Origin of the sequence: Pyxidicoccus caerfyrddinensis, from assembly GCF_010894405.1 — a bacterium.
GTDB classification, from domain to species: domain Bacteria; phylum Myxococcota; class Myxococcia; order Myxococcales; family Myxococcaceae; genus Myxococcus; species Myxococcus caerfyrddinensis.
Genome location: NZ_JAAIYA010000010.1, coordinates 307,299 through 322,352, shown reverse-complemented (window position 1 = coordinate 322,352; position 15,054 = coordinate 307,299). Strand labels below are relative to the sequence as shown.

The 15,054-nt window shown below is 69.4% G+C and carries 12 protein-coding genes; 6 read left to right on the top strand and 6 right to left on the bottom strand.

The features are described 5' to 3' along the window. Positions 1-16 precede the first annotated feature (16 nt). Positions 17-1,018: a bile acid:sodium symporter family protein gene (locus tag G4D86_RS25335; protein ID WP_163996594.1), complete on the bottom strand. Its 1,002-nt coding sequence runs from the start codon at positions 1,016-1,018 to the stop codon at positions 17-19. Between the two features lie 108 nt (positions 1,019-1,126). Here G4D86_RS25335 and G4D86_RS25330 point away from each other — a divergent pair, with 108 nt between their 5' ends. From G4D86_RS25330 to G4D86_RS25315, 4 genes are all read left to right on the top strand, one after another. Beyond that, positions 1,127-1,804, top strand: a complete 678-nt coding sequence (locus G4D86_RS25330; RefSeq protein WP_163996593.1) for a GNAT family N-acetyltransferase — start codon at positions 1,127-1,129, stop codon at positions 1,802-1,804. Positions 1,805-2,028: 224 nt separating this feature from the next. After that, positions 2,029-2,709, top strand: coding sequence for an NlpC/P60 family protein (locus G4D86_RS25325; RefSeq protein WP_163996592.1), 681 nt, complete (start codon positions 2,029-2,031; stop codon positions 2,707-2,709). Between the two features lie 155 nt (positions 2,710-2,864). Next, the gene (locus G4D86_RS25320) at positions 2,865-3,299 is read left to right on the top strand and encodes a hypothetical protein (RefSeq protein ID WP_163996591.1); all 435 of its coding nucleotides are present in this window, start codon (positions 2,865-2,867) and stop codon (positions 3,297-3,299) included. A gap of 11 nt (positions 3,300-3,310) precedes the next feature. Further along, positions 3,311-3,595, top strand: a complete 285-nt coding sequence (locus G4D86_RS25315; RefSeq protein ID WP_163996590.1) for a hypothetical protein — start codon at positions 3,311-3,313, stop codon at positions 3,593-3,595. Between the two features lie 160 nt (positions 3,596-3,755). Here the strand turns inward: G4D86_RS25315 and roxB are convergent, their stop codons facing one another. Then, positions 3,756-5,819, bottom strand: a complete 2,064-nt coding sequence (roxB, locus tag G4D86_RS25310) for a rubber dioxygenase RoxB (RefSeq protein WP_163996589.1) — start codon at positions 5,817-5,819, stop codon at positions 3,756-3,758. Positions 5,820-6,406: 587 nt separating this feature from the next. After that, entirely contained in the window at positions 6,407-6,718 is a 312-nt protein-coding gene (locus tag G4D86_RS25305) for a hypothetical protein (protein ID WP_163996588.1), read from the bottom strand. Between the two features lie 934 nt (positions 6,719-7,652). Between G4D86_RS25305 and G4D86_RS25300 the strand changes: the two genes are divergently transcribed. Beyond that, positions 7,653-9,098, top strand: coding sequence for a M16 family metallopeptidase (locus tag G4D86_RS25300; RefSeq protein ID WP_163996587.1), 1,446 nt, complete (start codon positions 7,653-7,655; stop codon positions 9,096-9,098). Between the two features lie 372 nt (positions 9,099-9,470). Here the strand turns inward: G4D86_RS25300 and G4D86_RS25295 are convergent, their stop codons facing one another. Next, entirely contained in the window at positions 9,471-11,156 is a 1,686-nt protein-coding gene (locus tag G4D86_RS25295) for a hypothetical protein (RefSeq protein WP_163996586.1), read from the bottom strand. A gap of 312 nt (positions 11,157-11,468) precedes the next feature. Between G4D86_RS25295 and G4D86_RS25290 the strand changes: the two genes are divergently transcribed. Then, entirely contained in the window at positions 11,469-12,239 is a 771-nt protein-coding gene (locus G4D86_RS25290; RefSeq protein ID WP_163996585.1) for a 3-hydroxybutyrate dehydrogenase, read from the top strand. Here G4D86_RS25290 and G4D86_RS25285 read toward each other — a convergent pair. Together G4D86_RS25285 and G4D86_RS52210 are read right to left on the bottom strand one after the other, a co-directional pair. Next, positions 12,193-13,560, bottom strand: coding sequence for an MFS transporter (locus G4D86_RS25285; protein ID WP_163996584.1), 1,368 nt, complete (start codon positions 13,558-13,560; stop codon positions 12,193-12,195). The two genes, G4D86_RS25290 and G4D86_RS25285, sit on opposite strands and share 47 nt — an antisense overlap. A 29-nt stretch (positions 13,561-13,589) precedes the next feature. Further along, the gene (locus G4D86_RS52210) at positions 13,590-15,026 is read right to left on the bottom strand and encodes a hypothetical protein (RefSeq protein ID WP_205519724.1); all 1,437 of its coding nucleotides are present in this window, start codon (positions 15,024-15,026) and stop codon (positions 13,590-13,592) included. Between the last annotated feature and the right edge of the window lie 28 nt (positions 15,027-15,054).

Below are 15,054 nucleotides of genomic sequence, written 5' to 3'. Positions count from 1 at the left end.
GCCACTTCGGGTTGCCTCAGGCAACCATCGGAGGCCGCGGCTCGCGGCTCGCGTAGCGCTCGGCCAGCACCGAGCAGACCAGCAATTGGAGCTGGTGGTAGAACATCAGCGGCAGGACGATGAGCCCCAGGGCAGGGTGCGCACCGAAGATGAGCCGGGCCATGGGGACACCGGAGGCCAGCGTCTTCTTGGAGCCACAGAAGACCGCGGCAATCTCGTCCTCCTTCTCGAACCCGAGCCACCGCGTCACCGTGGTGCTCAGCGTCAGCACGAGTGAGAGGAACAGCGCCGCCCCTCCGAGCGTCACCGCGATGACGCCGCCGCCATGGTTCGTGAAGAGCCCTGACTTCACCGAGTCACAGAACGAGGCGTAGACCAGCACCAGGATGAACACCCGGTCGAACATGTTCGTGTAGCGCCGGTAGCGCGCGAACCAGCTCCCCAGCACCGGCCGGAGCAGCTGACCGATGACCAGTGGCAGCAGGAGCAGTCCCGCCAGCTTGAGGATGGCGTCGCCCAGCGACAGCGACTGTCCCGTCGTCGTGGCCAGCAGGCTGACGAGCAGCGGCGTGAGCACGACACCGAGCAGGCTCGACAGGCTCGCGTTGAAGATGGCCGCCGCCACGTTGCCCCGAGCCAGGCCCGTCATCGCGACCGAGGAGGAGATGGTCGACGGCACCGCGCACAGGTACAGGAAGCCCAGCATCAGGTCCGGCGGAAGCCAGCGGCCCGCGACGAGGTTGAGCAGCAGCCAGAGCAGGGGAAACACCCCGAAGGTGAACGCCTGCACCACGAGGTGCAGCCGCCACTTCATGGCGCCAGCCTTCAGGTTCGCCAGCGGCAGCCCGAGCCCATACAGGAGGAACACCAGGAAGATGCCGACGTTGGCGACGACGTCCGCGTGCAGCGTCCCCCCGGTGCGGCCAAAGTCGGGGAAGAGGGTGGCCAGCACGACGGCGAGAATCATCCCGACCAGGAACCAATCCCGTACGAGCCGTTTCACGAGGCGCAGAGGCATGTGGGGGTTCAATACCCCGTGCGGCGTGAGACCTCCACCGGCTTCCGTCGCGGCACGAGGCCCCGTTCAGGGAGGCACACGGCGGGCGTGCTACCGTCGGATGCCGACATGACCGTGACTCTCCAGGAATTGGGCCCGGAGCTGCTCGACCAGGTGGGCCCGATGTGCGCCCGCGCCTTCGACGACTACCCCTTCCTCGCGGAGCTGTTCCCCGGCGACGCGGAGACGCGCGCGAAGGTGTCCTCCCGCTTCTACATCGCCACCGTCATCGACTGCCTGGATCACGGCACCGTCCACGCCCTGGTGGAGGACGGGCGGCTGGCCGGCGTCGCGGCCTGGCTGCGTCCGGGGGCCTTCCCACAGTCGCTGCGGCGTCAGGCGCGGTTCCTCTCGACGGTGTGGGCGGGCCTCCGTCACTTCCCGGGACGCGCGCGGCTGGCGCTCCAGGCGCTCGCGCGGCTCGAGCGCTACCACCCGCATACGCCTCCGCACTGGTACCTCGCGGCCATCGCCGTCGAGCCCACCATGCAGGGACGCGGGCTCGGCGTGCGGTTGATGAAGCGCGGGCTGGAAATGGCGGCGGAGCAGGGCGACCCCTGCTTCCTGGAGACGGCGAAGGAGTCCAACCGGGAGTGGTATCGCGGCTTCGGCTTCGACACCCAGCGCATCGAGCCGTGCTTCGACGGCGGGCCGCCCCAGTGGTTCATGTGGCGTCCTCCGGAGGCGACAGGCGGGGGAAGGGGAGTGGGCCCTCCTGGATTCGAACCAGGGACCCACCGGTCATGAGCCGGGGTGGGGCCCTCGCCGTCATCGGTCTGGCGCGCTGGAAGGGAGCCCGGAGCAGGTGGGCCCGTGACGGTGGATCGGCGCGCAGGTGGACAGCGGGCCTGCCTGCGTGCGCGGAAGCCAGACGGCGCACACTCATGGAGTGAATAGCCCCACGGCGGGCCCCGTCGGGCGAAACAATGCTCCGTCACGTCCTTGTGGTCGCTGTCGCAGTGGTCGCTCCGATGATGGCTTTCGGAGGCACGGATGTCGCCACGCACGCCAGGCCTCCCGTGCCTGCTCGGACTGTGTCCGGGCAGGCCGCCTTCGCGAAGCAGAAGAAGCCCGCCTCAGACCGCAAGCCGGCCTCGCGCCCGCGCGTCGGTGAGCGCATCGTCGACAAGGCCACCGGCCTCGTCGGTGTCTCCTCCCTGCGCACCGTCAGCGACACCGTGCCCGACGACTGCACGGGGCTGGCTCGCCTGGCGTACACCCACGTCGGCATCGACCTCATGGCGCCTGTCCCCGGCCGCCCGGGCGAGAACGGCGTTACCCACATCTACCGTGCCGCGCGCCGCCGGGGTGCCCTCCACCGCGCGAAGCCGCGCCCGGGGGACCTCGTCTTCTTCCGCGAGACGTATGACCGGGACCGCGATGGGCGCCGGGATGACGGGCTCACCCACATCGGCGTCGTCGAGCACGTGTCCCCGGGCGGCCTTGTCACCTTCATCCACCGCGGCAGCAAAGGCATTGCCCGCGCGCGCATGCACCTGCGCTGGCCCGCCACCCACCGTGCCCGCACGGGCCGCAAGGTGCTCAACGACTACCTCCGCCGCGCCTTTGGCGGACACCGTGCCTACGTCACCGGGGAACTCTTCGTCGGCTTCGCCTCTCCGGAGGCACTCACCCCAACGCCCCGGCGATGAGGCCCCGCCGTGCGGTCACCACCGCTTCGGCACGCATTCCCCTGATACACGAAATTCGGCGTAGGCTCAGCGTGCATCGTCGCGCCTGGTGTCATCGAGCGGTGCGCCTGGCGGAGCCGCACACCCGAAGGAAGTCCCTCAACACGGAGATCGCCATGAACCTGAAGTGGATGTTCCTCGCGTCCGTCTTCGCGGTAAGCAGTGCGACATCACTTCCAGCGGAGGCCGCTGAACCTTCTCCGTGCGAATCCTCGATCCCCGCGGCTCTGCAGGCGTCGATCAGGGGTGCGTTGCAGAGAATCAGCACATCGTCCTCGGCGAATGCCACGCTGACCAATGCCGTCAAGATCCACAACCCCGACGCGATCCGCTCGCTGCTGGTAGCAAACGGCGTGGACGCGAGCGCGCTGAACACGATCGCCATTGACGCGGATGGCGCGGGCGCGGGTCCGAGAAAGGCCGAAGCCAATACAATCTACTTCGCACTCGGCACAAGCACGGGACAGTCGACGGCTCAAGGCCTCGTCTACATGGGCCGCCCGTACGGATGGGTAGACTGGAACACGTTCGATCCCTGGGCGTATTTCTGAAGCATGTGGAGTTGATTCAGTACGGCGCCGGCAGGGCCATCGCTCTGCCGGGCACGTGCTCTGCAGTACACCTCGGAGAGCTCGAGGCGCTCGCGGGCTATCTTCGCTCGCGTGGCATCGACTACAGCCGGCAACCGTACGGCGTCACGATCGAAGTCGACATTGGCGAGATCGTGAACTTCATGATCGACGTCCACTGGCTCATCGATCAGGTGCGGTTCGTCGCGGTGACCCCGCTCATCGTCGCCGCCACGAGCCTCTCCGAGGTGGCCCTCGCGGTGGGCTGCGGGCCCTGACCGGCGTCAGCCATCCGTGACCTGTGCCCAGACGCGCGAACGCCGCGTCGCCTCGAACAATCGAGACGACGCAGCGTGGGCGCTGCGCACGCGTGGGCGTGACGCGACGTCGTTGGCACTACTGGTGGCGCGGGTGCCTCCGCACGTGCCCTACCTGGGCCTAGAGCGTCTTGAGGTACTCGATCAACGCCCCACGCTCCAGGTCGGTGAGCACGGAGTTGAACGCGTGGCCGCCATTGTCCTGCCCGAAGGCGTGGGAGTTGAAGATCTTCCGGTCCTCGAGCTGCTGGCGCGTGCGTGTTGGCGGGTAGAGGATGTTCCAGGTGAGGAAGATGTTGCTGAAGAGCACGTTCATCATCTCCTGTGCCAGGGGCGTGCGGAACTCGTCACCCGGGTCGCAGTTGATGTACGGCGACACCGCGGGGTTCAACGGCGAGCGCCACTGGCAGGCGATGGTGTCGTACTTCCAGCCGAGCTTCGCGGGGTCATACGCGCGTTGCAGGTTCGTGTCGAAGCCCATGATGACGAGCGGCTGATCCCAGCGCGGAGGCGTGGAGACACGACGCCAGATGGGCTTGCGGTCTGAAGGCTTGAGCACCTCCCAGATGTTGGGGACCGAGCCATTGTGGAGGTAGGGCGCGGTGGCCCAGACGCCGTACAGCGGCGGCGCGAGGTAGCCGAGCTCCCGGTTGCCTCGAATGTGCGGCTGGTTCTGCGGACCGCAGTCCTGAGCGGTGCCGGCCGTCTGCGGATAGCCGAAGAAGTTCTTGGCGCCCGCCGACTGCACCGCCTGGTTGTTGGTGTTCACCCGGACCGGGTCGGTGCCGATGATGTTCAGGGGAACGATGTAGCTCGCCATGCCCGCCAGCGCCGGGGTCGCGAGGAACGCGGGGTCATTGACGTAGCGAGGTGAGTAGGCGCCATGACAGCTCGCGCAGGAGCCGTTGCCCTGGGGCCGCGGCACGGTGTTGTTGCGCCCCGGAGCCCACATGTCGAGCGTGTGGAACAGCACGGCGCCCTGTTCGGCCAGCGTCGGGTTGATGGACAGCGGATAGGGCGGAGACTTGAGCGACTCGACCCAGGTGTTGAGCGGCGGGCCGTTGGCGCGCATCCAGTCCTGTCCCGCTTCGCTCACCGGCCCGCCGACTCCACCGAACAGGCCGAAGAACGGGGTGTAGAACACCATGTCCACGCGCGGCGCATCCATGGGGAACACGCCGTCGACGAACTTCACCGGCCGGTGTCCCATGTTCCACCACGCGGGCGTATCCATGCCGGCGGTCGACCCCGAGTTGATGAGCCCGATGACCTCGGCGGGCGTCAGCAGCGTCTCGTCCGGGAACAGGAAGGCGAGGTTGATGTCGCTGGCGTTGTTGGTGCCTCGGGTGCGGTTGAGGTTCGCGAAGGTGGCCAGCGACGCCGGATACCCCAGGGGCAGCAGGTCGCTCAGGAACAGGTCCAGGTCCGCCAGGCTGCTACCACCGCCCGTCAACACCCCGAGCCCCGGACCATCCGCCGGGGTCCCCACCGCGCCGCTGTGGCAGGCGTGGCACGTGACGCCGATGCGTCCACTCCAGCTCCCATCCGGGTTGCGAAGCTGCGTGAGCATCTGCGGGAGCTGACCACTTCCTCCGTTGCTCCAGTTCGGGTTCTGCCCGGGCAGCGGATAGGGATTGCGCTCGGAGTTCAGCGCCGACCCATAGCGCTGGGCCATCAGGCTGTCGAAGTTGTCGGGACGGAATGGGAAGCCCCAGATTCGCCACAGCTCGTTGTACTGCAGCGAGGTGAAGGTGGCGATGCCCAGCCCCGACTCGGGCCGCGTGGGGTCCGTGCCGGTGAACAGCGCGCCCACGCCAGGGTGGCCGTTCGTCAGCAACCCCGCGCCGTGGTTGAAGCGCTGACGCAGCTCTCCACAGGTCTTCGCCGGGCCAACCTCCTGCACCGCCACCGGGTCGACATGACAGTTCTTCCAGAAGGCATTGAAGTGCACCGCGCGTCCGTTGCTGATGCCAGGCTGCACCAGGGTCCGCGGGTCCACGGGCAGCACGGCGCTGTCTGGCTTGCCGTAGCAGGAGTCCCATTGGACCGAACCGCCCCGGCTGCTGCCGAGCAAATCCCCCGCGCTCGAGATGCCGGGAAACACCAGGGCTCCCGCGACGAGCAACGCTCGAACCCACGGCACGGTGGCCCTGGCTGACGCCAACCACTTCTTCACTCCACTCATGGCTTCCTCCTCTTTCGCTGCGTGCGTCCACACCCCCGCCGCGGGTGCGCGACAGGAAGCAGGTGAAGTCCGCATGAGGGACAGGCCGCCGAGGCTGCTGACTCAGCGGCCATGCCTCGTGGCGAGGCGGTAGTCCCGGAGGTGAGTCAACGCTGAGTGTCTCGCTGAGCGCGGATTCCACACCTTTCAACTTTGGCGGGAATGATGGGCCGTTATTGGCACAGCGTCAATAGGGCTCTGGTCACCTGGCCCGAGCGGGGCGGTCCTTCGGCGTGAACATCCTCGCGACGACGGAGCGGGGCCCGCTCGGCTCCGGGCGCTGCACGAGCTCGGCTGCCGCGACGTCGCCGTGCTGCGCTACGTGGGGAGCGACTCGAAGTTCCGGCTGGGCGCGGCGGACGAGGCGCGGCTCACGCACGCGCTCGCTGGCAGTGCCCTGCGCGCGCGGCTGTCGGTCTGCTTCGGCGATGCGCTGGTGGAGGTGCCCCGGCTCATTGGCGGCGACTGTGGTGCGGGGCTCGACTTCAGAAGCAGGGGAGCAAGCCGCTCCCACTGCTCGTCGTTCAACTCGCGTTTGCGGACACTCTCTAGTCGCAGACCGTGGCGTTCACCGGCTTGCCACAGAGCTGGCCGGTCGCCGGCGCGTAGACGCCCGCGGTGCAGTGCCGTCCCGACGCCGTCCCGCACCCGAGCGAGAACCAGAACGCGCACTGCCCCGTCTGGTAGCCGTTCGTGTCCACCACGCACCGGTAGTACCAGCCCGGCGGATCCGTCACCGCCTGCTGCTGCGTCTCCACCACCGGCTCCTGCGCCGCCTCGTCCTCCGCCACCACCCCGCCACAGCCCACCAGCCACGCCGCCATCGCCGCCGCGCCCACCAGCCTCGATATCCTCTCCATCGCGTTCCCTCACGTCGGTGCTACGGGTTGAACCTTCCACGCTAGCAACTTCACCCTACGTACTCCGCGACTGGAGGTGTGAGCGGCTCGTTGCCAGAGGAACACACCGAGAACGGGAGGCGGCCAGGGCCCTGCTGCCGCTCATCCGGGAGGACCGCGACCCGCACTCCGCGGAAACGGCCCGCGAGCTTCAACGCTGGCGCGCGGAGTCCTTGGTGCGGTGCTTCGATGTTCCCCTCGGGGCTCGCTATGCGGGCCCATCACAGTCGAGCGGGCAGGTCTCGTGCGATTCGCCTTCGTCGCAGACACCATCGTTCCCGCAGACTCCCGGCGTAGGCGCGTCACAGTCCACCGGACAGACCTGGTGCGACTCGGCGCCATCGCAGAGGCCGTCCCCACAGAAGGGGACGGAAGCGGCACAATCCAGGGGGCAGGTCTGATGCGATTCGCTGCCGTCGCAGCGGCCATCTCCGCAGAACGGGTCGGGAGCATCGCAGTCGAGCGGACACTTCTCGGGGGTCTCGCCGTCGTCGCAGACGCCGTCCTCTCCGCACTCTCGCGGCGGAGGGCCTTCGTCGGAGAGCGAGGCCCGGGACACGGTGGCCCCCGGCCTTCGAGGCTGCTCCTCCGCGGCCGAACCACACCCCATGAGCACGCCAGGTCCCAGACATCCCAGGATGACGACCAGACGCTGATACATGTGAGACCTCCTCGTGAGAGGAGGCCGGACCTATCACGGACGAGCCCCGATGGCATGAAGCCGTGGTGATTTGATTACTGTTGCTGCGTGGGTTGCGGCTCCTGGGTGGAGGTCGCGGTGGCTATGCGCAACAGCGGTTTGTGAGCGCATGAGTGCGCTCGGGGATTGGGGGCGCTGGCCCCCGCTGGCGTGGTATCTCCAGGCTCGATGCGAAGAGCCCATCGCCATGCTTCCTTGCCCTGCCTGCTCGTCCTGGTCCTGCTGTGGGGCTGTGCCACGGCGCCGCGGCCCGGCTCCGCCCAGCCGAGGGTTCTCTCCAACGACGTCTTCCCCAGCGGGATGCGGCTGGTGGTGCGGGAGGACTCGCGGGCGAAGCTGATGACGATGTACGTGTCCTATCGCGCCGGCGCCACGGACGAGCCCGAGGGCAAGGAGGGCGTGGCGGAGCTGGCCGCGCGTCTGTCGTTGAGGGCCCGCCACGGCGGCGCGGGCACGCCGACACTGGAGGAGCGGCTGGTGGCCGCGGACGTGACGCCGCGGAGCACGGTTACCTACGACGACACGGAGCTGTGGAGCTCCCTGTCACCGGAACGCCTCGCCCGGGCGGCGGCGCTGGAGGCCCAGCGCATGGCCGACCCGCTGGCGCACGTCACCGAGGAGGACTTCCGCCAGGTGCGCGCCCAGCAGCTCGACGAGCTGTGGGTGAGCCAGGAGTCCATGGACAAGGGGCCTTCGCGCAGGTGGCTGCATGAAAAACTGCTGGCGGGCCATGTCTATGGCCGCCCAGCGCAGGGGACGCCCGAGTCGTTGGACCGCCTCACGCTGGAGGACGTACGTGCCTTCGTGAAGGCGAACTACACCCCGGCCCATGCGGTGCTGGTGGTGTCCGGCCCCCTCCCGCTGGAGGAGGCGAAGTCGGAGGTGGCCAGGAGCCTCGCCGGCCTCATGGGCGTGGGCACCGGAGCCCCCGCTTCCCCCGTCCAGCACGCTCCGCCTCCCGCCCCCGCGGACCTTCCCGAGAGTGCGCCCCCGGTGGTGATGCACGGGGCCGTGAGGGCACCGCAGCTCCACTTTCTGCTGACGGTGCCGGGCCGCTACTCGGGGAGGTACGCCGAGTCATTGGTGGCGCGGGAGGTTCTGAAGCGGTGGCTGGACCTGAGCCTCGGGCTGGACTCGCTCTCCTTTCGCAGGACCGCTACGGTCACCTACCAGGAGCTGGATGGGCTGACGCTGCTCCACTGCTCCGTGGTCCTGCGGTCGGGGATGCCGGAGCGCATGGCGCTGCACCACGTCTCCAGCCTGCTGAGCTCGCTCGAGGTCTTCGCCAACGGCATCACCGAGAGCCTGAGGGAGCCCGTCAACGGGCCCCGCCGGATCTACCAGCGCAAGTACAACGCGCCCATGCCGTTCCGGAGCTACACCGAGGGCTGGGTGCGGGCGACGCTGAACAAGGAGCTCGAGCTGCAGGAGCGTACGGTCTCCGCCATGGACATCGCGCGGGTGGTGCGCGCCACCGGCAGGGTGGACCTCGGTGGCATCCGCGAGGAGCAGGTGGCCAGGGCCCTCACCGAGGGTGTCGTGCCCTCCTATCTGGAGCAGTACGTGCGCGCCGAGCGGATGCGGACGCTGGTCATCCTCCCGGAGCCCGGGGCCGCGGCGAGCCCCTTCATGAAGCCCTGAGACCCGACACACCATGGCCGAGAGCGCGTCGCCTGGTTGCGCGACCGCGGATCCCCCGGGACGGGCTGTCCGAAGGGGTCCACCACGGATTGTACCTCCAGGGGCAGAGCCGGGGTTCGCGCACCCAGGGATCCACGACGAACCAGGGCGTCTCCCGCTTGCGGATGAGCACATAGGAATGATCCGGGGCGGCAGCCGCGTCCAAGCACTCGCAATGCATTGGAAGGTGCAGCGCGGTGGCAGGATGGTCGCGAGGGGGCCTCCCCATGCACCAGACATTCGAATACCGTGGCCCGCTCCCTTTGCGTCGCGAGGGGAGCGGGCCGTTACGCGCTCGGTAGAACAGCAGCTCCGGCTGGGGCGTCACCAGGGTCAGAGCCTCAGGGGCCCCAGCTCGTGAGGCACCGCCACGGCATGCCCGGGCGGTGGCAGCGCCAGCGGCCGCAGCGCCCCGTCGTGCCAGCGCATGAAGCACAGCTCCGGCGACTCCAGGGGTCGGCCGAAGTCGAAGTGCACGCGCATCGGCCCGGCCTCGACGGACTCCTTCACGGTGACGTGGAGCCCGGGAAGCCGCACCTCCGTCCCGGGTGCTGGCGAGACGTCCCGGTGCACCTGCTCCCAGAAGCCGACCTTCCTCTCGTCCGTGCGCACCACGAGGTCGATGCTGCTGTCGGACGTGCGCTCCACCTCATGGTCATGAGGCGCCGAGCTGAGCAGCTGGAAGTGCCGGGGCGATCGCCCCAGGAGGATCATGGCCGCCGGGACAAAGCTGGCGATGGTGGGGTCGGCCCCAGCCACCAAGACGAGGGTGCCGTCACACGGTGGGGCCGTGCGAGCGATGCTCCACTGGGCCTCGGCAATCTGGCCGAGCACCACGCCCATGACCACCCGGAACAGCGGTCCCGTGAGGAAGTGCCCGAGCCCGAGCACGACGACCACCGTCCGGAGTCCCACTCGCGTCAGCCGCGTACGTTCCGGCGCACGCGCGGCCTCCCATCCGCGCACGAGCAGCACGGCCACCAGGGCGGTGCCCGCCAGCAGGGGAATCACCAGCACCCGGCCCCCGATGACGCCCACCGCGCCGGGGATGACCGAGGCCAACCCGCCGGGCAGCAGCCAGCGCAGCGTGTTCCGCTCCAGCTCCGACAGGCGTCCACGCAGGGCTCGCAACAGCAGCAGTGCGCCCAGCGTGACGAGCCCACCCCACACGGCGAAGACGGGCTGCAGCGGCGGCACGGACGCGACGGCGTCGGAGGGCGTGGCCACGACCAGCTCGCCCAGGAGGACGAGCACGCGCTGGCCCACGGTCGACAGGAATGCCCCCGGCGCTCCCGCGGGCGTCAGGTACGCGGCGCTGCCTCGCGCGCCGTAGCCCTGGGCCGCGTAGAACGTGAGGTAGACCGCTACGACGACGGCGAAGGGCGCCAGGGCCACGGCCGCGCGGCGCCAGCCCTCGCGACGTCCGAACACTTCATAGGCGCCGAGCAGCGCCACGGCCCCGAGCGCCGGCTCCCCCGCGAGCAGCGACACCACGAGCATCAGCGGGGCCAGGAGGCGTCCCGGCTTCCAGCCGTCTTCCCGGGCGCGTAGATGGAACGCCAGGGCCAGCAGGCCTGGCACCCCGGACACGAGCGGATGCCGCGCCGCGAGCCACGCCACCGGCATTAGATGCGCCGCGGCCACGGCGTAGCCGACGGTCGCCACCGCGGCCAGCGGCACGGGCAGGAGGCGCCGGTGCAACCAGCCCACCACCGCCACCATCCCCAGGAACCACAGGAGGCTGTGCAGGTGAGCGGGGAGGGGCGCGTCGCCGAAGAGCCAGGTGTCCAGGGTGATCAGGGCACTGGTCAGCGGCCGGAAGAACCGCACCGTCAGCACGTCGGACGTCCACCAGGGCAGAAGGCCGGACTCCCGGAGCGCCGCCGGTGAAGTCTTCGCCGTGCCCACGAACTCGTAGAGGCTCAGCGGTCCCCAGTCGCCGTACTCGCGGAGCTGCCCGGAGAGGATGATGCGGTGGAGCAGGTCATCGAGCAGGAGCCCCACGTTCAGCGAAGGCAACGACACCAACACCCCGAGCCCCATGGCCAGGTACAGCGAGCGGGGCCAGCGCCACCAGGTACGCGTCCGCGTGGCTTTGTCTGTCCGTGGGCTTCCGCCCGCTGCGTCCCCGGTCTCCGGCATGAGCGTGGCTTGTCTCCGTGGTGCCGCGGAGGTGAGCCTACCCCGAAGGGGGCATGCGGCGTTCGGGCCACCGAGCTAGAGGCGCATCGGCCTTCGACGCAAGGCGACACACGAATGCAGTGGCTTCCCCAACGCCGAGGCATTGCCCTCCGCCCCGGCTTCCTCCACCATGGCCCATGGAGGTGGAACATGAATCAGGATTCAGGTCGGTGCGCCCTCGTGACGGGCGCGGCGAATGGTATCGGCCTCGCGGTGGCGGAGAGCCTGGCGTCCCAGGGCGTGCGCGTGCTGCTGGCGGACCTCGACGAGGACGCCGGCACCGCGGCGGCGAAGCGGCTTCCGGGGGCTCGCTACCAGTGGGCGGACGTCTCGTCCCGCGAGGACTGCCGCGCCCTGGTGGCGACCGCCGAGCGCGAATGGGGCCGGCTGGACATCCTCGTCAACAACGCGGGCCTGCAGCACGTGTCCCCGGTGGAGGAGTTCCCCGAGGACCGCTGGGAGCAGCTCATCCGCATCATGCTCGTCGGCCCGTTCCTGCTGACGCGCTACTCCCTGCCGCTGATGTACGCGCGCAAGTGGGGGCGCATCATCAACGTGTCCTCGCTCCACGGGCTCGTGGCCTCCCCGTACAAGTCCGCGTACGTCTCCGCCAAGCACGGCCTCATGGGCCTGACGAAGACGGTGGCCCTCGAGGCCGCCGACAAGGGCGTGACGGTGAACGCCGTGTGCCCCAGCTACGTGCGCACGCCCCTGGTGGAGAAGCAGATTGCAGACCAGGCGCGCGTCCACGGAATCACGGCGGCGGAAGTCGTGGAGAAGATCATGCTCGCCCCCGCCGCCGTGAAGCGGCTCCTCGAGCCCTCCGAGGTCGCCGCCTACATCTCCTTCCTGTGCTCGGACGCCGCGGGCGGCATCACCGGGGCGGCACAGGTGATGGACTGCGGCTGGACGGCTCGCTGAGCGCGCCTTCGCCGGAGCTCGCGGAGGCCGGTGCCTCCGTGAGCTCCTCCCGGAAGGTCTCCGCCGACAGCCAGACGGAGACCAGGGTGATGACGGCCAGCACCACCATGTAGAGCGACACCGGCCACGCCTGCCCGCCCGAGCGCGCCAGCAGCGCGGTGGCGACGACGGGAGACAGGCCCCCGGCGAACACCGACGCCAACTGGTAGCCCAGCGACGCGCCGCTGTAGCGCACGCGGGTGCCGAACAGCTCGGAGAAGAAGCTCGCCTGCGGGCCGTACATGGCCGCGTGCGCGACGATGCCCAGGCAGATGGCCAGCCAGATGAGCCCCGTCTCCTTCGTGTCGATCAGCCAGAAGAAGGGGAAGGCCATCAGCCCGCAGCCCACCGCGCCCGCCAGGTACACCGGCCGGCGGCCGAAGCGGTCCGACGCGGCGCCGAACGCGGGAATCGCCACCAGGTGCACCGACATGGCGATCAGCACCCCGTTGAGGAACGTGGAGCGCGGCAGCCCCAGCCGCTCGGTGCCGTACGAGAGGACGAACGTGGTGATGATGTAGAAGAAGCCGTTCTCCGCGAAGCGCGCCCCCATCGCCAGGAGGATCTGCTTCGGGTAGGTGCGCAGCGCGTCCAGCACGGGGATGCGCGGGGCCTCGGCCTCCGGCTTGCGGTGCTGGAACACCGGGGACTCGGCCACGCGCAGGCGGATGAACACGCCCATGCCGATGAGCACCGAGCTGAGCAGGAAGGGGATGCGCCAGCCCCACGCGAGGAACTGCGCTTCCGACAGGCGCGAGAAGACGGAGAACACGGCCGTGGCCAGCAGCATGCCCGCCGGTGCCCCCATCTGCGGCCAGCTCCCGTAGAAGCCCCGGCGATTCGGCGGCGCGTGCTCCACCGCCATCAGCACCGCGCCGCCCCACTCGCCGCCCAGGCCGAAGCCCTGGACCAGCCGCAGCAGCACGAGCAGCGCCGGTGCCCAGATGCCCAGCGTGTCGTAGGTGGGCAGCAGGCCCACGGCGAAGGTGGCCAGGCCCATCAACATCAGCGTGGCGCTGAGCATGGCCTTGCGGCCCAGCTTGTCGCCGTAGTGGCCGAACACCACGCCGCCCAGCGGACGGGCGACGAAGCCGACGGCGAAGGTGCCGAAGGCCGCCATCGTCCCCGCCAGCGGGTCCAGGGAGGGGAAGAAGAGGCGGTTGAACACCAGCGCCGCCGCCGTCCCGTAGAGGAAGAAGTCGTACCACTCGATGGCGGTGCCGATGAAGCTCGCCACCGCCACCTTGATGATGGAGTCCTGCCGCTGCTGCGTGGGTTCCATGCCTTCCCCTCCCGGTTCCAACGACATGATTACAGCAGCAGACGGAGCGTCATGAAGTACGAGGCGTCAATCTCGTCCTCTTCGTTGTCCTGCTTCTTCTGGTAGCGCGCGTAGCGGGCGCCCAGCGCCACGTCCTCGGTGAACCAGTAGGTGCCGCCGACGTTGAGGTACGTCTGCGTGGTGCGGGTGACGGGCTCGGTGGCGGGAGAGCTCCCGGTGGGCGGCACGAAGCTGGGCGAGCGGTCCGCCACGCGCGCGAACTGGACGCCCACGCCCGAGCGGCCCTGCACGTTGAAGTCCACGCCGGCCGACAGTGTCGTCGCCGTGTAGCGCGTGCCCAGGAGCTGGTCCGCGAAGCCCGGCGTGCTGTTGGTGACGTCGTTCTGCACGCGGGCGATGTTGAAGAACGGGGTGATGAAGAGGGGGATGCCTACGTTCGTGTGCAGCTTCAGCAGCACGTTGCCCCGCAGGTTGTTGCCGTGCAGCAGCGGGTCCGTGCGCGACGTCGTCTGGTAGTTCACGTCGAAGACCTGGGCCATGGCCTTGGCCTCGAACAGCTCGTGCGTGTACGTGACGGACGGGCTGAGGACCTGGAAGTGCAGGTCGTCATCCGGCTGGCCGTTGCGGTAGTTGCCCAGGGGCCGCTCCCAGAAGCGGCTGCCGCCGCCGAACGAGCCGCCCACCTGGTAGGAGCTGGACGTGCTCAGCGGGTTGGCGGCCGTGAAGCCCAGACCCACCCGGAAGCCCTTCCAGTCATACGCCGCCTGCGCGCCCTGGCCGCGGTTGAAGCCGCTGTAGAGGAGCGGGTCTCGCGTGTACTTGTCCGCGAGAAACGTGTCCGCCATGTGGGTGGAGATGTAGTCCACGCTGGCCGGGTCCACGACGATGCCGGCCTCCACCGTCGCGTTCCAGCGCTGCAGGCGGATGACCTGGTCGCGGACGCTGAAGGACGCGGTGCCCTCCCAGACGCCCGAGCCGTGCGCGCGGATGTTGCGCTCGAACTCGCTCTTGAAGGAGACGTACTGGCCCAGCCGTCCCTCGAAGCCGAAGCGCGTGAGGGCCACCGTCGTCGCGCGGCTCTCGCGGTTGCGGTTGAGCGTCTGGATGAGGTTCTCCACGTGGATGCCGCCCGCGAGCGCGAGCAGCGGCTTCACGTAGAAGGTCTCGTTGCCCACGGCGATGCGCGGCCGGACGACGGGCGGGGGCGTGGTGTCGATGACCTCGCTCGTGCCCGCCATCTCCTCGGGGGTGGGGACCTTCTCGGGCGTGTCGGCCTTCTCGGCCGGCGCGGGCGCGGGGGCCTCGCTGGTGGCTGCGGGAGCGGCATTTGGAGCCTGGGGCGCGTCAGCGGCGGGCGCCGCCGGAGCGGCCTCGGTGCTGGCGGGAGCGGGGGTCTGGGCCCAGGCAGCCGGCACGGTGCCCAGGGCCAGCGCGCACAGGGTCGCGGTGAAGGGGAGTCGCTTCATTGGGTGGGCTCGGGAAGGAGAGGGGAGA